Origin of the sequence: Anaerorhabdus sp., assembly GCF_036641015.1 — a bacterium.
Taxonomy (GTDB): domain Bacteria; phylum Bacillota_I; class Bacilli_A; order Erysipelotrichales; family Erysipelotrichaceae; genus Anaerorhabdus.
The window spans coordinates 1-17812 of sequence record NZ_JAVWFO010000036.1 but is presented as its reverse complement, the minus strand read 5'-3'; the positions used below and the strand labels follow the sequence as shown (position 1 = coordinate 17812).

At 30.7% G+C, this 17812-nt stretch carries 19 protein-coding genes; all 19 read right to left on the bottom strand.

Features of this window, described 5'->3' with window-relative positions:
* Positions 1–27: 27 nt before the first annotated feature.
* Positions 28–927: a class I SAM-dependent methyltransferase gene (locus RR430_RS06460; protein WP_332488234.1), complete on the bottom strand. Its 900-nt coding sequence runs from the start codon at positions 925–927 to the stop codon at positions 28–30.
* 382 nt (positions 928–1309) lie between these two features.
* Positions 1310–1990, bottom strand: a complete 681-nt coding sequence (locus RR430_RS06455) for a lysophospholipid acyltransferase family protein (RefSeq protein ID WP_332488235.1) — start codon at positions 1988–1990, stop codon at positions 1310–1312.
* Positions 1983–2300, bottom strand: coding sequence for a holo-ACP synthase (acpS, locus tag RR430_RS06450; protein WP_332488236.1), 318 nt, complete (start codon positions 2298–2300; stop codon positions 1983–1985). Before acpS ends, RR430_RS06455 begins: the two co-directional genes overlap by 8 nt.
* 9 nt (positions 2301–2309) lie before the next feature.
* Positions 2310–2741 carry a 3-hydroxyacyl-ACP dehydratase FabZ gene (gene fabZ, locus RR430_RS06445; protein ID WP_332488237.1) on the bottom strand — a complete coding sequence of 144 codons (432 nt, stop codon included), beginning with the start codon at positions 2739–2741 and terminating at the stop codon, positions 2310–2312.
* A 2-nt stretch (positions 2742–2743) separates the two neighbouring features.
* Positions 2744–3970, bottom strand: coding sequence for a beta-ketoacyl-ACP synthase II (gene fabF, locus RR430_RS06440; protein WP_332508792.1), 1227 nt, complete (start codon positions 3968–3970; stop codon positions 2744–2746).
* A complete protein-coding gene (gene fabG / locus RR430_RS06435; protein ID WP_442878272.1) occupies positions 3971–4699 on the bottom strand; it encodes a 3-oxoacyl-[acyl-carrier-protein] reductase in 729 nt (242 codons plus the stop codon). It abuts the gene before it with no gap.
* Positions 4692–5627: an ACP S-malonyltransferase gene (locus RR430_RS06430; protein WP_332488240.1), complete on the bottom strand. Its 936-nt coding sequence runs from the start codon at positions 5625–5627 to the stop codon at positions 4692–4694. The genes fabG and RR430_RS06430 overlap by 8 nt, the downstream gene beginning before the upstream one ends.
* Positions 5624–6688, bottom strand: coding sequence for an NAD(P)H-dependent flavin oxidoreductase (locus RR430_RS06425; RefSeq protein ID WP_332488241.1), 1065 nt, complete (start codon positions 6686–6688; stop codon positions 5624–5626). Before RR430_RS06425 ends, RR430_RS06430 begins: the two co-directional genes overlap by 4 nt.
* On the bottom strand, positions 6667–7614 hold the full coding sequence (locus RR430_RS06420) for a nitronate monooxygenase (RefSeq protein WP_332488242.1): 948 nt from the start codon (positions 7612–7614) through the stop codon (positions 6667–6669). The genes RR430_RS06425 and RR430_RS06420 overlap by 22 nt, the downstream gene beginning before the upstream one ends.
* Complete coding sequence (locus RR430_RS06415) at positions 7615–8562, bottom strand: beta-ketoacyl-ACP synthase III (RefSeq protein ID WP_332488243.1); 948 nt, start codon at positions 8560–8562, stop codon at positions 7615–7617.
* Positions 8555–9475: an acetyl-CoA carboxylase carboxyltransferase subunit alpha gene (locus RR430_RS06410; protein ID WP_332488244.1), complete on the bottom strand. Its 921-nt coding sequence runs from the start codon at positions 9473–9475 to the stop codon at positions 8555–8557. The genes RR430_RS06415 and RR430_RS06410 overlap by 8 nt, the downstream gene beginning before the upstream one ends.
* Positions 9472–10344: an acetyl-CoA carboxylase, carboxyltransferase subunit beta gene (gene accD, locus RR430_RS06405; protein ID WP_332488245.1), complete on the bottom strand. Its 873-nt coding sequence runs from the start codon at positions 10342–10344 to the stop codon at positions 9472–9474. The genes RR430_RS06410 and accD overlap by 4 nt, the downstream gene beginning before the upstream one ends.
* Positions 10328–11695: an acetyl-CoA carboxylase biotin carboxylase subunit gene (accC, locus tag RR430_RS06400; protein WP_332488246.1), complete on the bottom strand. Its 1368-nt coding sequence runs from the start codon at positions 11693–11695 to the stop codon at positions 10328–10330. Before accC ends, accD begins: the two co-directional genes overlap by 17 nt.
* Positions 11695–12114 carry an acetyl-CoA carboxylase biotin carboxyl carrier protein gene (gene accB, locus RR430_RS06395; protein ID WP_332488247.1) on the bottom strand — a complete coding sequence of 140 codons (420 nt, stop codon included), beginning with the start codon at positions 12112–12114 and terminating at the stop codon, positions 11695–11697. Before accB ends, accC begins: the two co-directional genes overlap by 1 nt.
* A gap of 31 nt (positions 12115–12145) precedes the next feature.
* The gene (locus RR430_RS06390; protein ID WP_332488248.1) at positions 12146–12367 is read right to left on the bottom strand and encodes an acyl carrier protein; all 222 of its coding nucleotides are present in this window, start codon (positions 12365–12367) and stop codon (positions 12146–12148) included.
* Positions 12368–12839: 472 nt separating this feature from the next.
* Complete coding sequence (locus tag RR430_RS06385; protein ID WP_332488249.1) at positions 12840–14060, bottom strand: helix-turn-helix domain-containing protein; 1221 nt, start codon at positions 14058–14060, stop codon at positions 12840–12842.
* A 45-nt stretch (positions 14061–14105) separates the two neighbouring features.
* Positions 14106–15710 carry an ABC transporter ATP-binding protein gene (locus RR430_RS06380; RefSeq protein ID WP_332488250.1) on the bottom strand — a complete coding sequence of 535 codons (1605 nt, stop codon included), beginning with the start codon at positions 15708–15710 and terminating at the stop codon, positions 14106–14108.
* Between the two features lie 616 nt (positions 15711–16326).
* On the bottom strand, positions 16327–17241 hold the full coding sequence (gene murB / locus RR430_RS06375; RefSeq protein ID WP_332488252.1) for a UDP-N-acetylmuramate dehydrogenase: 915 nt from the start codon (positions 17239–17241) through the stop codon (positions 16327–16329).
* Between the two features lie 149 nt (positions 17242–17390).
* A partial coding sequence (locus RR430_RS06370) for a glutathione peroxidase (RefSeq protein WP_332508791.1) occupies positions 17391–17812 on the bottom strand: 422 nt, incomplete at its 5' end.

The window sequence follows — 17812 nt, the reverse complement described above, 5'->3', positions numbered from 1 at the left end:
GCAAAATTTATGGATGAATTAGAATTACTATAATTTTGTAATAATGGTTCTTGAGAAATCTTTATTGATTTGATTTCTTTCTATTTTATATACTTCTTTAGGTAATAAATTTTCAAAAAAAGGAATTGAAGGAGCATACATCCATTGCCCTTCTTTTTTTAATGAAGATAGTATTCTCATATAAGTAGATGCATACTGATCAGATATTTTTTCATTATGTAAGTGATGATATAAAAAATGACTAGAAAATGAAAGATTAGATATTATTAAATCCCATTTTTCAATATCATATTCATATATAAACCAATCAACTGATGTACACCAAGTCGTGTTAGTTTCCCTATCAATTCCATATGCTTCAATATTCATCTTACGAAGATATGTTACAAGCTGTCCATCTAATCCACACCCTATATCCAATACTTTACCTTTCATATTAGATACATTAATACTTAATAAATCACATAAAAATTCACCTGTATATTGCGCACATACAAATTGTTTTGATACTTTATTGTCATTTTTATTTATTTCAAAAAGAGATGGATTACTGATTTTAATAAAATCAAGAATTTTATTAAAGTGCCTATTTTCTATATCTAATATTGATATTGAGGGATCCTTTAATTCATTTATCAAACTAATAAAAATATTTGTAATATCCTGCAAAGATTCTTGATCAAAATATGTATACTGATTTATAGCGTAAAACTGAGATATAAAATGATTTTGGTATTTAAATGCTAAATAATTTATTTGTTCCGATGATATATCATGGATATGTTCTCTTAATTTCAATATTCTATTCATTGTATCTTCATGAAATAAAAGCTGATTTGTATTACAAAAAATATTTTTACTATTATTAACAATGAATTGATTTTCAATTACTTGAGACATTTCTTCAAGAATGCTATCACTTATCATTTCAATCTCCTTCTCGCATGAGTAGACTAAATATACGTTACCTATATCTGTGTGTCAATGTAATATTTTATGACTTATTTAAATATACGAAAATATTCTTAACCGAGAAAGGTTTGTAAGATAACAAAGTATCTTTAACTAATGATGTTTTAAATTTTTAAAACTTTCTTTTTTAATTATAATAAACCTGAGTGCTGTAGAAGGTACTGATGATCAAATTACTTTATTAGAAACAAAAAGTCACGCTCTATTAAAAAGCATATCAATCCGTTATATTGAAGAAGAAGTTCCTTTTCAATATACAATTACATTTTATCGCTCTGATTTATACGAGTATACTTTCTCATCATTTCAATAATTTCATATATGACTAAAGCCAATCCTACGATTGGCTTTCATTTAATATTGGTTTTTTAATTTCATCATGTAAATATTTAGCTAATTCTTTTAAATCTTTATCTTTATAATCTTCATATAATAATGGCTTGCCGATAGTTACTCGATATGGCGTTTTAGTTTTAATATTATTAAAATCTTCAAATACATTATGCAGTGTAATTGGCACAATACTTGCCTTACCTAGATAAGCAGGTTTAAGTGCCGCTTCATGAAATGTATTCACTGTTTTACATTTTGACCTTGTACCTTCTGGAAATATTAATACTGAATTCCCATCTTTTAACCAGCGTGATGCCTCTCTTAACATTTTAATTGCACTAGACTGATCATTGCGATCAAAATATATTAAATCCAATATTCTAGCCCATGTATTAATTACTGGAATTTTTTTATTTTCTTTTTTAGATATGAATGTAGTGGGTTTTTGAATAGCCGCGACAATAATAAGCGGATCCATTGTTCCTTGATGATTTGATACAAACAATACTGCTCCATTAGGCAAATCAACATCGTTAGATAATACTGGTGTTTTTACAATTCTTAGAAATTCCAAACAACATTCTCTTGTAGTTTGATACCGTATACTAAAAGATTTATGTTCTACTTTTTTAGCACTAAACCATGTAATTAAAACATAGATAATTCCTTTAAATATTCTAAACATTTTCAGCTACCACTTGTGCCATTGCATAATCGCCATCATGACTGATAGAAACATGAATTTTTAATCCATCAATCATACAAATTGGTTTACCTTCTTTAGATGTTATTATTTCTATTTCACTCATTATAAGAATACCTGTTGCTTTTATAATTGCTTCTTTCGCTGCAAATCTTCCAGCTAACCATTCTTTTTGTCTATTTGCTTGTAACTTGTTGAATTCAACCATCTCATTATTCGTTAATATCTTAGATGCTATGTTTAAATTAACTCGCTCAATCATGCAAATATCACACCCAATACCTACTATCATTTTCTACCTCTATTTCGAATTATCAATCGCAAACATAAGTTCTGCTTCACATGCCAATTGACCATCAACAGTTGCCTTAGCATTTGCAAATCCAATTCCCATTCTAACTTTAACTAATTCTACCTCTAACATTAAAACATCACCCGGTACTACTTGACGCTTAAATCTAGCTTTATTAATTCCTGCAAACAATGCAATCTTTCCCTTATTCTCAGGAATCGAAAGTAATAATACTGCACCTGTTTGAGCAAGTGATTCAAGAATTAATACTCCTGGCATCACTTGCTTATCTGGAAAGTGTCCTACAAAATGCATTTCATTTGTACTAACACATTTCTTCCCAACAATCTTATCACCTTCAATTGATTCTATTGTATCAACCAATAAAAATGGATAACGATGAGGAATTATTTTTTTAATATCATCACTACTATAAATCATGTTTAATCCTCCCAATGTTTGAAGATAATAGATGCGTTATGTCCACCAAATCCTAGTGAGTTACTCATAGCATATTTTACTTTTGTATTAATTCCTGTATTTAATACTAAATTCAAATCACAATTTTCATCTATTACATTATGATTTATAGTTGCTGGAATAAATTGATCTTGTAATGCTAAAACGCTAATAACACCTTCAATAGCACCACTTGCTCCTAATAAATGCCCTGTCATTGATTTTGTACTAGATACATATGGTTTATACTCTTTAAAGCAATTTTTAATAGCTTTAGTTTCTGTTAAATCATTTAAATTAGTAGATGTTCCATGTGCATTAATATAACTAATATCTTTTGCTTTTAGATTCCCATCATTGATTGCTTTTTGCATTGCGATTGTAGCATATTCACCATTCTCTGCTGGCGCTGTAATATGATTTGCATCACATGTTGCTCCATACCCTACAACTTCCGCATAGATTTTAGCACCACGTTTTTTAGCTATTTCCAATTCCTCAAAAACAAGAATTGCTGCTCCCTCACCCATAACAAATCCGCTACGCTCTTTATCAAATGGAATACTTGCACGATTCACATCTTCTTTTTCACATAATGCGCGCATCGCCATGAATCCACCAATACCTACAGGAGTAATTGCAGCTTCGCATCCACCTGTTACAATAGTATCTTCATATCCATCACGAATACGTTGGAAAGCTATTCCCATAGCATCTGTAGCTGATGCGCAAGCTGTAACAATACATTGAACACTTCCGTGTAGTTTATGATCTATCGCAACATCTCCTGCTGCTAAATTGATTAATGACATTGGAATAAAGTATGGAGAAATTCTTGTAGCTCCTCTTTCTTCTAGTATCTTTGTTGCATTTTCAATTGATGATAATCCACCAATACCTGAACCAAGTAATACACCAATACTATTATTATCTTCAACGTTGATTCCACTATCTTCCATGGCTTGTTTAGCAGCAATTCTTGCGAATTGTGCAAAACGATCGTTGAACTTTAATTCTCTTGGTGTAAAGTATTTTTCTGTATCTAATTCTTTAACTTCTGCAGCTAATTTAACTCGAAAATTTGTAGTATCAAACGACTTAATTGGAGCTATTCCACATTTGCCATCATGAATACTTTTTTTAACTTCATCAACTGTATTTCCAATTGGTGACACAGCACCCATACCTGTAATTACAACTCTTCTTTTCATTTACATCACCATCCCACCATCTATTACAATTGTTTGTCCTGTAATATAATTCGAATCACTGGAAGCTAAGAATTTTACAACATGTGCTACTTCATCTGCTTGTCCAAAACGCTTTAAAGGAATAACATCTAGCATCTTATTTTTTAGATCATCATTTAGTACTTGTGTCATTTCTGTTTCAATAAATCCTGGAGCTATAGCGTTTACTTGTATATTTCGTGATCCTAGTTCTTTAGCACTTGCTTTGGTCATTGCAATTATTGCGCCTTTACTTGCTGCGTAATTTACTTGCCCTACATTACCAATTAACCCAATAACGCTTGCTATGTTAATAATTTTCCCAGCACGTTGTTTCATCATAATCCTAGTAATTGATTGAATACAATTGAAACATCCTTTTGTGTTTATCGACATTACTTTATCAAAATCATCATCACTCATTTTTAACATTAAATTATCTCTAGTAATACCAGCATTGTTTACTAACACATCAATATGACCGTAATTCTTAACAATTTCTTCCATCATCATTTTTACATCTTCATGATTTTGTACATCACATTTATAAATTGAATGATTTCCTTCTGGCAATGATTTAAGTACTTCTTGTGCTTGTACTTCACTACTTGCAAAGTTAATGACCACATCATGATCAGATGCTAAAGCTTTTGCAATTGCTGATCCAATGCCACGACTCGCACCTGTTACTAACGCTACTTTTCTACTCATGATTGCCTCCTAAGATTATTTCTTTTGTCTTTTCAAAACTTTTCATATCATCTACATTACATATAGTTACAGTTGTATTATTTGCTAATGCAATTTTCTTAATAAAACTTGAACAAGTAGTCTTAGGTCCAATTTCAATAAATGTATCAAATCCATCAACTATCATCTTTTCAATTCCTTTTTGGAATAAAACAGGAGAAACTAATTGTTCTTTTAAGCTATTTACAATATTATCCGCAACACTTCCTGTAAAATTTGTATATACAGGTATTGTCGGTTTACTCCATGAAACTTCATTTAATGCTTTTTCAAGTTCTGCTTGTGCTGGGATTAATAAACTACTATGAAAGGCACCACTTACTGCTAACTTAATTGCACGACGTGCTCCTAAATCCATGCAGTTTTGCATAGCTTGTTCCAATGCATTTTCTTCGCCAGTAATTACGATTTGATCTGGTGCATTATAATTAGCCACACTTACAACCCCAATATTACTTGCACTCTTACATGCTTCTTCAATTTTATCGCTACTTAATGCTAGTATGGCAGCCATCCCACTCTTTGTTTTTTCAATTGTATCTTGCATTAATGCTCCACGTTTTTTAGTAAGCATCACACCATCTTCAATTGAATAAGCTTTAGCGAATCCATATGCACTGTATTCACCTAGACTAAGTCCAATACACCCACTTGGTTGAATACCTTCTTGTACTAGCATATTAGCCGATGCCATTGAGATACTATAAATAGCCCATTGCGCATCTCTAGTTGCATTTAAACGATCTATATCTTCAAAACAAACATGAGCCAATTCATTATCTTTGTTACATCTATCAAATACTTCTTTAAATGCAGTATTAGCTAAGTTCTCTTTTCCCATTCCAATATATTGAGATCCTTGCCCTGCAAATACAAATGCTATTTTCATATTAATTCTCCTACTAAATCTTCAATTACTTCTTTAACATGTCGTAGTTTTGTCTGCGTTGGAATAGTAGTTCCACTAAATATTAAACCATCAACTACATTACCTTTAGCAGCTTGTATAAGTGCTTCTGTAATACAAAATGGAGTAACTTTAAAATCACATGGTTTAATACAATTAATACAATACTTAGGCTCTACTCTTCCCTTTTCTAATTGCTTAGATAAAGAATTAGAAATTGCTCTACCATAATATCCAACAGGACTTTTAATTAATGTTAATTCTTGTTGATTATGATTTAAAAACATTTCTTTAAACTTAACATTCGCATCACATTCAATTGTTGGAATAAATGAGGTAGCTACTTGTACCCCTTGTGCTCCATGTTCAATTGCTTCTTTTATCTTTTCTTTTGTATTCATTCCACCTGCAACATAAATAGGAATTAAACGATTATACTTTTCTTCATATTCTTTAACAATCGGTTTTGTTTCTTCTAATATATCAATTACAGTTTTAGCTGTATGCTGAAATAATTCTTCTTGTTTAAATCCTAAATGCCCTCCAGCATCAGGCCCTTCAATTACAATAAAATCCGCTGTGCAATTATAATGACGATCCCAACTCTTCAACAATAATTGTGCAGCTTTAGCACTAGATACAATTGGTGCAATAAGCACATCATGTCCTTTAGTAATTGCAGGTAATGATAAAGGTAATCCTGCGCCACTAATAATCGCATCTACTCCTGCATCAAGAGCCGATTGAACATATTCCTCATACCTATTGATAGCACACATTGCATTGACCGCAAGAAGTCCTAAACCATTACTTAATTCGCGCGCTTTTTTTACTTCTTCATTTAATGCTTTTACATTTGCTTCAAATGGATTCTTCATAAATTCTGGATCACGATAACCCGGATGAGCTAAAGAGATTACGCCCATAGCTTTACAACTCATTACAGTTCCAGCTAAGTTACCAAGGGATATCCCCACTCCCATCCCACCTTGAATTAATGGACACTCCATTTTATTCAAAGCTAGATTGAAAGTTCTTGCCATATTTTATTTAGCTCCATTTTATTTTCTTTTGCTTCTTGCATTAACTCATCTAATATCTCTTTAATGGGTTGAATTTTTTTACATAGTCCAGCAACTTGACCCATCATCACTGATCCATGTTTCATATCACCTTCAAATACTGCACGACGCAATGCACCAAGTGTAATTATTTCTAATTCCTCTTTATCTGCATTTGTCATTTCTAATTTACGATATTGTAATGCCATCTGATTCTTTAATATACGAACAGGAGCACCAAGATTTCTACCTGTTACTACCGTATCTAAATCTTTTGCCTTGATTACTGCTTGTTGATAATTTTCATGTACTGGGCATTCTTCACTCACTAGAAATCTAGTTCCTATTTGAACCCCTACCGCTCCTAATGCTAAACATGCATTTAATTGTGCTCCACAAGCAATTCCACCAGCAGCTATTACAGGAACATTTACAGCCTGTACCATTTGCGGAACAAGTGCCATTGTTGTTAATTCACCAACATGACCTCCTGATTCAGTTCCCTCCGCAATAATTCCATCAACGCCATTATCAACTAAACGCTTTGCAAGTGCTACACTATTTACAACTGGATATATTTTAATACCAGCAGCTTTTAATTGCTGACAATACTTACCAGGATTTCCTGCACCTGTAGTTACAAATGCAACTGGGTTTTTTAATATCTCTTCAACAATTGCATCAGAGTGTGGATTCATTAACATTAGATTTACACCAAATGGTTTATCAGTTAATTCTTTACATCTAACAATAGCTTTTTTAACTTGTTCAGAATCCATTGCACCTGTTGCAATAATTCCTAATGCTCCAGCATTTGATACTGCCGCAGCAAACTCAGGTGTTGCGATATGAGCCATTGCTCCTTGTAAAATTGGATATTCTACATTAAATAATTCTTTTATATTCATTTATTCGATATCTCCTTCTAATTTCCAAAGGCAACTGCTATAAGTTAACCCTGAGCCAAACGCTACAAATAAAACTGTTTGACCCTTTTTAAGCATTTTCTTTTCTACCATTTCTGCTAATACTAATGGCACACTAGCACTTGATGTATTTCCATATTCTTGTATGTTTTTATAAAACTTATCTTCATTAATTCCTAACTGTTTACATGCTAAACTAATAATCCTTACATTAGCTTGATGAGCAAGTATATAATCCACATTATCTATTGATGTGTTAGCCTCTTCCAATTCTTTGCGAATACATGTTGTTAAAGCATTTACTGCAAATTTAAATACATCAGTGCCTTTCATAGATAAGTAAGTGTGCTCATCATAAATTGAATTAGTTTTTAAACTGTCTGTGATATCGTGTTCAGTAAAGCTATGAAATATTGGATTGAAATTACTTTGCGTTAATACTACTGCACCTGCACCATCTCCAAATAGAATACAAGTTCCTCGATCACTCCAATCAATGATACGACTCATTGTATCACTTGCTACCACTAAAATATTTGAATAACTTCTTAGTAAATGATGTGCTGTTTCTAATGCAACTACAAATCCACTACACGCGGCATTGATATCAAATGCTAATAAATTCTTACGATCAATATTCAATCTTCTTTTCAATTGGCAAGCCATAGAAGGAGTAAATGTATCTGGAGTGATTGTTGCATATAATATGCAATCTATTTCCTCTTTATCTAAACCTGATTTAGCTAGTGCTATTTGTGCTGCTTTAGTTGCAATATCTAAATTAGTTTCACCATCACTTACAATGTGTCTATTTGAAATCCCTGTGCGTTGTACAATCCATTCATCATTTGTATCTACTAGTTTACTTAAATCATCATTAGTTAGTACTTTTGTTGGCGCATAACTACCCACAGATAATATTCTACTCATGACACGCTCCTAACTTTCGAAATTTTTCGTAACGTACTTTACTTCTTACTTTTCCACTTTGGCTTTGAAGTTTATTTAGTTGTTCATATAAACCTTGGCGTATTTGTTCAATGCAATAATTTGGATTCTCTTGAATACCTCCAAGTGGTTCCTTAATCACTTGATCTACAATACCTTTTTTATATAAATCTTTTGATGTTAATTCCATTATTGTTGCCGCTTCTTTTACTCTTGTTTCATCTTTCCATAAAATACTCGCAAATCCCTCAGGTGATAAAATAGAGTAAATTGCATTTTCTAGCATCATGATGTGATCTGATACACTTAATGCCAATGCACCACCACTTCCACCTTCTGATAAAACTATTGTGATCACTGGAACATTTAGTGTCATGAATTGCTTTAAGCATTGAGCAATTGCTTCTGCTTGTCCCCTCTCCTCAGCACCTTTACCAGGATAGGCACCTGATGTATCAACGATAGTTATAATAGGACGATTAAACTTCTCTGCCTGTTTAGCTAATCTTAATGCTTTTCTATATCCTTCAGGATTCATCATCCCAAAATTACATTCCATATTTTCTTGTAATGTTTTACCTTTTCTTTGTGCTAAGATCGTAACTGGTTTTCCTAAGAAACTACCTAGTCCACCCCACAAAGCTCCATCTTCACCAAAATAACGATCACCCTTTTGTTCAAACAAATCAGTAAATAAACTTTCAACCAAATCCATTGCTTTTAAACGCTTTTGATGACGCGCTAAACACACAATATCCCACGCATCTAATGATGAATATGCATCTTTTTTTAGTAAATCAATTTCTTTTTTTATTTGAATTGCTTCTTCTTTTGAACAGTTTTCTAACAATTCGCGAAGAAGTATTATTTTTTCTTCTGCTTGTGACCAACTCATTTTTTACCTCTCTCATGAATCTTCAACAATTGTATTAATGTAGATCTCATGTTTTCTCGTTCAACGATTTGATCTAGGAATCCTTTTTTCTCCAAGAACTCTGCTGTTTGAAAATCTTCTGGCAATTTTTCATTTACTGTTGATTGAATAACCCGTTTCCCAGCAAATCCTATTAAGCATTGTGGTTCACTTAATTGGATATCGCCAAGCATTGCAAAGCTGGCACTAACCCCACCTGTTGTCGGATGAGTTAAGTAAGAAATATATAACAACCCAGCTTCATCATGTTTAGCTAATGCTGCACTTGTTTTTGCCATTTGCATCAAAGATATAATTCCTTCTTGCATACGTGCTCCACCACTACAACTAAATATAATCAATGGAAGTCTTTTCTTAGTGGCATATTCTATGTGGCGAGTAATCTTTTCCCCTACTACCTCACCCATACTACCCATTAAGAATCGATTATCCATTACGCAAATTGCTGAACGATAACTACCTATTTTACATACACCTGTAACAACTGCTTCATTCATTCCTAAATTTTCTTGTAATTTTAATATCTTTCCTTCATATCCTGGAAACATACTTTTCTTCATTCGCTTTAGTGAATGAAATGTTTCAATAAATGTATTTGAATCACATACATATTCTAGTCTTTGTTCAGCTGTTAATGCGTGTACATATTGACAATGTGGACATACAAAATAATGATTATGTATTTCTTCATAGCTATACACACTATTGCATTTATTACATTGCCATGTATCAGGACTAGTTATCTTTTTTTTAGGTTTTGATAGTAATTTCTCACGATATTCTCTAAAAAACTGTAACCTGTCTTTTCGCTCCTTAAAGGCTGAGTTCATTTTTCTTTACCTCTTCAATAAACTTAGTAAGTGACGATGTATCATATTTTCCACTTACAAATATAGGATCATGAAATAAAATATATTGAAATTCAATATTTGTTTCTACACCTTCAATTAATAATTCTTCTAATGCAATACGCATGCGCTTAATTGCTTCTAAACGTGTAGGTGCATGTACTATTAACTTTAAAATCATTGAGTCATAAAACGGTGGTATTGTATACCCTGCATAAACTGCACTGTCAATACGAATTCCTGAACCACCTGGTACATGATATGTTTTTACCGTTCCAGGATTTGGTGCAAAATTAGCTTTAACATTCTCAGCATTTATACGACACTCAATTGCATGTCCTGTACAAACAATATCTTGTTGGCTAAACTCAAGTGGTTTACCTTCAGCTACTCTTATTTGTGCTTTGATTAAATCAATACCGGTAATCATTTCACTAATCGTATGTTCAACTTGAATACGAGTATTCATTTCCATAAAGTAGTGGTTTTGTTCATGATCAACTAAGAATTCAATTGTTCCAACACTATCATAATTTACATATTTAGCCGCTTTAATAGCATCTGCATATAGTCTTTCTTTTGCATCTTGGCTCAATACATCACAAGGTGCCTCTTCAACTGTTTTTTGATTTCTTCTTTGCATTGAACAATCTCTTTCAAATAAATGTGTGACATTTCCATGTTTATCACAAAGCAATTGAACTTCTATATGTTTTGGATTTACCAAATATTTTTCCATATAAACGCTATCATCACCAAAAGAGACTGCCGCTTCACTACGTGCTTGTTGGTACGCAGTAATACAATCTTTTTCTTCATATACAATTCTCATACCACGACCACCGCCACCACTACTGGCTTTAATAATCACTGGATATCCCATTTTATTTGCCATTTCTAAACATTCTTGGCTAGTAGATATACATTCTTTAGATCCTGGAATAACCGATACTCCTGCCGCTATCATTGATGCACGGGCATTTGATTTATCACCCATCCTATCTATTACATCAGCACTAGGTCCAATAAAAATAATTCCTTCTTCTTCAACTTTTCTTGCAAAACTACTATTTTCACTTAGAAACCCAAATCCAGGATGAATTGCATCAGCACCAGTACCTTTAGCAGCTTCTATAATCGCGTTAATATTTAAATAACTATCTTTGCTCGGCGCACTTCCAATACACACACTCTCATCTGCAAGTTGCACATGATAAGCTTCTCTATCTGCTGTTGAATAAACCGCTACAGTATTGATATTCAACAACTTACAAGTACGTATAATTCTGACAGCTATTTCACCACGATTAGCAATTAATATCTTTTTTATCATTATTCGATTTCAAGTAGCGGTTGATCAAATTCAACAAGTTTACCCGATGGTGCAAGAATAGCTTTAATTACACCTTCTTTATCTGCTTGGATTTCATTCATGACTTTCATCGCTTCAATGATTCCAACAGTATCGCCGATATTTACTTTTTGTCCAACTGTAGCAACTGGTTTACTATCAGGTGAACGCGTTAAATAGAATGTTCCTACAAGAGGAGCATTAATCGTTTTCTTTGGTGCACTTGTTTCTTGTATATTTGAAATAGTATTCTGTACTGCAGGTTGGTTGGCAACAACAACAGGACTTATACCGTTATTCTTTTCTAAGCAAACCTTAAAGTCTTTTTCTTCTATACTTAATTTAGTAAGTGAAGTACCTTCAAATTCGCGTATTAAGTCTTTTAATTCTTCTTTTTTCATATTTGTTAGTAAAAAAGGGAATTGCTCCCTTTTATTTCCCTGCTAATAGTTTTTCGATATCGCCAACAGTTTTTAATTGAACAAGTTCTTCATCTTCAATTTTGATGTCAAAATTGCTTTCTAATTCTAGTGACAACTCCACAGCCGCTAATGAATCAATTCCTAAATCATCTTTTAATGATGCTTCAGGTGTAATTAACTCAGCATCTACATTAAGGGTTTCTACTAATACATCTCTAATTTTTTCAAACATAATAAATCTCCATTTCTCTTGAGCATATTGATTATAACATTCACAATTTTACTTGTAAACATCATCTATTATTGAATAATAGATGATAAAGCAATAGATATTATCTATGAAAGCGAATACAACTATAAAAAAGCCTTTATTTAAAGGCATTATTTCAATTGTGTATAAATGATGAAAAATACTATTATAGTATAAAAAGTAATGATTTTAACATTATTTATATAGAATTAAGCATAACAAACTTATTATCACCATGATTTCTCTTGATCACCTGTCGCTCTTTGTAAACAAAAATGTTAAATAATTATCATGATTTATCTTTACATTATGAACTATACATTTTGTCAAGGTCATAAGAATAAAATATTGTGAATTAAAGCAATGCACTTCCCTAAATTTATTAAAAAATATACTTAGTGCAGTATAACAATTTTAAGATAGATATCATGAAGATATTTTTGAGGAATATTAATTAATTATCCAGAGATTCTTTACAGTATACATCTAAATCAAAACAAAATTCTTTAAGAAATAATTGATATCTATTTGGCTTTAAAAATTTGATAATATCTTTAAAAATTTTAAAATCCTCTTCTATATCATTATGCAAAATAGCTTTTTTAATTAGCGTAATAATATACCACTCAATTGTTTTAGTATTAATCTTTAATTTACTAATTTCAAGTAGTGCATTGTCCTCATCACATAGTTTCCAATAACAATATGGCACTTGATATTTGATTGAATTTATTTCATCATTTATTTCTAAAGCAAGTTTTGTATAAATAATTGATTTAGAATAGTTTTTGTTCAACATATATCCATATGACATATTATTATAAATCATTAATTTATGATTTTTTAAAATACCTGGATATATCTCATCAATCAAAAGTAAAGATTTGAATATAGATATTGCATCTTCTTCGTTTTCATTTACTAATATTGATGCCTTAATTGCATTTGCATACACTAAAAAATCAAATGCCATAACTTTCGTCATATATGCTATTGCGCATTCACATTCTTTGAATCCTTCTATGTTTTTGTCTAATAAACAATGAACCTCGGCAAGTTTAAGCGATAGATAACCGTTAATACAATCATTCTCACTAACAATTACCTTGCTTTTCGAATAATATTCTGAAGCTTTTTCATAATCCCCAAGTTCTTTATAGTAAACACCGTTTAGAAGATATATAATTTTTCTATGTTCTAAACTAGATATTTTTTCTAATATATTTAACTCATCTATACTATCTTTCACTTCGTTAAGTTCATTTAACATGTATGCACTTATACATATTGATAATAAGTACTCTATTAAACCCGAAGAATAATAAAGTATATTTTTTTCTTTTTCTTTTATGTTATTATACATTTCCACTAACATATTACTTTGATTGTACACTAAATATTTCAATACCTTATTTAATAAATCAGCACTTGAATCTTTCACATTAGTATCCATAGACAATTCAACCCCTAGGTTTTTCGATAATGTGATTAAAAGTTCATTTGATGGTTTTTTTTTACCTAATTCAATTGCACTCAAATGGCTAGCACTTATTCCTAAAACATCCGCAAGAAAATTAACACTCATATTTTCATTTTCTCTTTCTCTTCTTAAAATATGAGCAGTAATCAAATCAACAGATTTAAATCCATTATTATCTTTACATGAAAATGGCATTCCCATCACCTCATTACTATCATATCAAACTCATATACTAAGATTCTAGTCTATTCTTCTTTCGATCATTTTTTTATCAGTAATATCAATAACTCTATTGAAATACTTCATTATTTCTAATTCATCTACATGAGAAACACAGAGTATTGTTAAATCACAATTAGAAAATATTTTTTCAGTTATTTCCATTCTGCTCTTACTATCTATAGAAGAAAATGATTCATCAAGCAATAAGAAATCTTTATTTCGTAAAAGCGCTCTTGCTAAATGTATTTTTTGTCTTTCTCCGCCAGATAAATTTTCCCCATTTTTACCACACTTATATTCATACCCCTTATTTTTTATTAATTCTTTCAAATTTGTATTTTCAATAACTTTATTAATTTTTTGCTCACTAAATTTTTCACCTAAACAAATGTTTTCTAAGATTGTTGTATCAAATATAATTGGTGTTTGTTCTACATATGTACACAACGAACTAATATCACTTGAGCTAATTCCATCAATTTTGTAATAGCCTGCGTTATTACTTAAGTAATTTGCTATCGTTTTCAAGAATGATGATTTTCCTGAACCATTCTCTCCTTTTATCAAAACTTTATCATTTTTTTTAATTACAAAAGTAGGATTTTTTATAATTATTTTTTCATTATATTTAATATCCATTAAATTGACATGTATAGTTTTCCAGTTTTGATTTACTTCATTTTTCAAATTTTCTTCAGATTTAGTCATTTCTTTTATTTTATTTCTTTGCGTTTTTGTCGAATTTATTAAATTGATTTGTTCAATTATTACTTGCAATGGCCAAAAAATAGTATTTGATAATTGAACTATTGCAGTGACTTCACCAAATGTAATTAGTTGATTACTAAATAAATATAATGAATAAAAGTTGGTTACTAAAAACGCTATAAATGAAATTGAATCTATGCCAGCTTCTGCAAGATACTGTATTTTTAATAATTTCATTAATTGTTTAATAATTTTTTCAAATGTTTTATTTGCTTTGACTATGAAATGGTTACCTACATTAAATTCTTTTACTACTGTTCTCGCGTTTAAAATATCTTCAACTTCGTTAAGCATTGCTTCGTTTGCTTCTAAATATTCAATATTATAGTTGTTAATTTTATTTGAGATTGTTTTAGGTATTAGAGTTAATGGAATTGCAAAAATTAGTAGTATAAATAATACTTTTGAGTTTATATAATACACATAAACACATGAAAAAAATAGTAAAAGACTTTTTTCGAATATCGAAAAGCATGGCAAATAAAATTTATTTTCAAGTATATTTATATCTATTGTTAATGTTGAATAATAAACTGCATTTGAAATTTCTCTTGTAGCCCAATAATCATTTAATGGTTTTTCAATAATTTTTTGCCTAATTTCTTTAGTATATTTTTGAACTAATTTATTTTTGTAATATATTGCAATTTCTTTAAATATTATTAGTCCAATAATTATGATTGTACATATTATAAATTTCAATATGAAATTTTTATTAACCAACGTATTACTCATTGCTTGATCTGTTGTGATTTGAAATATTAGTGCTTGGGCTATATTCATTAAGTATAAACTTGGAGAAGTGCAAATATATATTACCCAATTAATTATTTGTGATCTATATTTTTTATTCATATATCTTCTTCTTTCTAAGACTAGAATAAGAAGTATAATGAATTTTATCAATATGCTCATATAGGCTCATATAAATATTTACTTATATTTTTTATGTGTTTTTGCGTTTATAGATTATAAAGAAGTATCATATTGGTTACATAGAGAAGATACCTTTGGTATAACTTTTTAATTTTCATCTGGGTTTCTAACGAGCTTATTTGTGCGTTATGATTACTATTTTTTTCAATTCCTACTAGCTCAATTTCTATTCCTTTATGAGCTAGCCTACTAGTACATAACAACTTTTATGCTTTATAAAGTGCATTCATAACTAATGATTCAAAGTTTATAACTTCAAATTTTCAAGCCAAATATTCTCCAAGCAATAAATCAATTGTTTCCAAACCATCTATTTGAATGTCCTTAGATACATTTAAACCTGCAAAATATACTTTTAAAAAATACTAGATTTGTTCTCTGGTGATCCAAACACTAGATTAGGCGATATAGCGATAATCTTATCACATGTTTCTTTTAGTATATCCAACGACTTTTTTAATCTACGATACTTAATGCGTTCTTTTATTGATAGTTTAACTAAACGGGTAAACCTTCTATTTTTATTTCTTGATGACTACTGTTTTTTATTCTCAACTATTTTAATCTCACATTCCAAATCGAATCCCGTTTGTTTTTTTACTTCTTTTTGTACATACTCAATGAGTTCAATAAAATCATTACTTGTTGCATGGTCATAATTTATCAAAAATCCAGCATGCTTTTCAGATACCATTGCACCACCACAACACTTACCTTTTAATCCACTCACATCGATTAAACGGCTTGCATAATCTCCCACAGGTCGCTTAAAAACAGAACCCGCACTTGGATACTCTAATGGTTGTCTCTCCTTACGTCTATTCCAATATCTATCCATCAATGACCTTACCTCATCACGATTCCCCATTGATAATTCGAATATTACTTTTAGTATTATCTTATTAGTATCTGTAAACATACTCTTACGATAAGAGAAATCTTTTGGTTTTACCTTAATATTTTTAATATTACCATCTTCATCAATATATTGTATCTCTCTTACAATATCTTTTACCTCACCCTCAAATGCTCCAGCATTCATATAGATTGCACCTCCAACAGAACCTGGAATACCATAAGCAAATTCCATTCCCATTAGACTATGCTTGCATGCTTCATCACATACATCCATCAAACTAGCACCAGCTTCAGCAATTATATTGGTATTTACCACTTCTATCTTTTTAAGTTTCTTAGCTAGTACTACAACTATTCCTTCAAATTCTTTATCTTTAAATAGTATGTTTGAGCCATTCCCTAATATAAGCATAGGTATACTGCATTCATCTGCTTTCTTCTTTACTGTAACTATATCTGTATAGTCTTGTACTTCAACGACAAACCACGCCGGTCCACCTAATTTAAGTGTTGTATACTCTGACATTGGTTTATTCTTAAAGAAAGGAATTCGCTTTTGTATTAAATATCTTTCTAATTTCTCTTTGTTCATTACTAATAATCTCCTAAATTAATCATAATATGTTACTAATTAATTTCATACTCCTTTGCATTAGAAAAGTCTAGTTCATTACTATAATAACTAGACTCTTATTAATTTACCTAACTTCTTGTCCCAATATGAAGCCTTAAATTTTATTACTAAATTTGATTCTTAATATATTCTTCTACAACCTTCATATCTTCTGTTGGTTCAAATCTTTCAATTACAGTACCTTCCGCATCAATTAAGAATTTTGTAAAATTCCATTTAATTGATGGATCTTGTTTATAGTTTGGATCTTGTTTCGATAGCTTTTCTTCTAGTACGGGCGTTAGTTTATGATTTGGATTGAATCCATTAAATCCCTTCTCTTTTACAAGTTCTTTGTATAAAGGAATCGCATGTTCACCGTTTACATTTATTTTTGCAAAGCGCTCAAATTTTGTATTGAAGTGAAGCGCACAAAATTCATTGATTTCTTCTATTGTCCCAGGCGCTTGTTCACCAAATTGATTGCAAGGAAAGTCTAGTATTTCAAATCCATAGTCTTTGTATTTTTCATATAGTTCTTCTAGTTCCT

Excerpts from the sequence above, each read along its gene's own strand:
- RR430_RS06460 (WP_332488234.1), bottom strand. The coding sequence starts at position 927 with ATGATAAGTGATAGCATTCTTGAAGAAATGTCTCAAGTAATTGAAAAT.
- RR430_RS06455 (WP_332488235.1), bottom strand. The coding sequence starts at position 1,990 with ATGTTTAGAATATTTAAAGGAATTATCTATGTTTTAATTACATGGTTT.
- acpS (WP_332488236.1), bottom strand. The coding sequence starts at position 2,300 with ATGATAGTAGGTATTGGGTGTGATATTTGCATGATTGAGCGAGTTAAT.
- fabZ (WP_332488237.1), bottom strand. The coding sequence starts at position 2,741 with ATGATTTATAGTAGTGATGATATTAAAAAAATAATTCCTCATCGTTAT.
- fabF (WP_332508792.1), bottom strand. The coding sequence starts at position 3,970 with ATGAAAAGAAGAGTTGTAATTACAGGTATGGGTGCTGTGTCACCAATT.
- fabG (WP_442878272.1), bottom strand. The coding sequence starts at position 4,699 with ATGAGTAGAAAAGTAGCGTTAGTAACAGGTGCGAGTCGTGGCATTGGA.
- RR430_RS06430 (WP_332488240.1), bottom strand. The coding sequence starts at position 5,627 with ATGAAAATAGCATTTGTATTTGCAGGGCAAGGATCTCAATATATTGGA.
- RR430_RS06425 (WP_332488241.1), bottom strand. The coding sequence starts at position 6,688 with ATGGCAAGAACTTTCAATCTAGCTTTGAATAAAATGGAGTGTCCATTA.
- RR430_RS06420 (WP_332488242.1), bottom strand. The coding sequence starts at position 7,614 with ATGAATATAAAAGAATTATTTAATGTAGAATATCCAATTTTACAAGGA.
- RR430_RS06415 (WP_332488243.1), bottom strand. The coding sequence starts at position 8,562 with ATGAGTAGAATATTATCTGTGGGTAGTTATGCGCCAACAAAAGTACTA.
- RR430_RS06410 (WP_332488244.1), bottom strand. The coding sequence starts at position 9,475 with ATGAGTTGGTCACAAGCAGAAGAAAAAATAATACTTCTTCGCGAATTG.
- accD (WP_332488245.1), bottom strand. The coding sequence starts at position 10,344 with ATGAACTCAGCCTTTAAGGAGCGAAAAGACAGGTTACAGTTTTTTAGA.
- accC (WP_332488246.1), bottom strand. The coding sequence starts at position 11,695 with ATGATAAAAAAGATATTAATTGCTAATCGTGGTGAAATAGCTGTCAGA.
- accB (WP_332488247.1), bottom strand. The coding sequence starts at position 12,114 with ATGAAAAAAGAAGAATTAAAAGACTTAATACGCGAATTTGAAGGTACT.
- RR430_RS06390 (WP_332488248.1), bottom strand. The coding sequence starts at position 12,367 with ATGTTTGAAAAAATTAGAGATGTATTAGTAGAAACCCTTAATGTAGAT.
- RR430_RS06385 (WP_332488249.1), bottom strand. The coding sequence starts at position 14,060 with ATGCCATTTTCATGTAAAGATAATAATGGATTTAAATCTGTTGATTTG.
- RR430_RS06380 (WP_332488250.1), bottom strand. The coding sequence starts at position 15,710 with ATGAATAAAAAATATAGATCACAAATAATTAATTGGGTAATATATATT.
- murB (WP_332488252.1), bottom strand. The coding sequence starts at position 17,241 with ATGAACAAAGAGAAATTAGAAAGATATTTAATACAAAAGCGAATTCCT.